Source organism: Halomonas sp. ND22Bw (assembly GCF_003011945.1).
Classification (GTDB): domain Bacteria; phylum Pseudomonadota; class Gammaproteobacteria; order Pseudomonadales; family Halomonadaceae; genus Halomonas; species Halomonas halophila.
Window position 1 is genome coordinate 1 of record NZ_PXWD01001312.1, and the last position, 255, is coordinate 255.

Here is a 255-nt window from a genome sequence, read left to right on the forward strand (position 1 = left end):
TGGCGGTCAGGGCATGCCCAGCGTGGTGGCCTCGGCCTTCGGTCAGATGACGGCGGGCGCCTCGGCGGCGTTCTCGATGTATCCGGGCCTGACGGCGGGCGCCTATGCCGGCATCCACGCCAATGCCTCCGAAGAGCTGAAGCAGAAATACCTGCCCAAGATGGCGACCGGCGAATGGTCGGGCACGATGAACCTGACCGAGCCGCAGTGCGGCACCGACCTGGGCATGGTGCCGCCGCCCTGTTCACCGGCGAC

General features: G+C 68.6%; 1 protein-coding gene. It reads left to right on the forward strand.

Going from position 1 to position 255, the window contains the following annotated elements:
* Nucleotides 1-13: 13 nt before the first annotated feature.
* Nucleotides 14-255, forward strand: a 242-nt coding sequence (locus CVH10_RS22430; RefSeq protein WP_369335976.1) for an acyl-CoA dehydrogenase family protein, incomplete at its 3' end; no start/stop codon positions are given.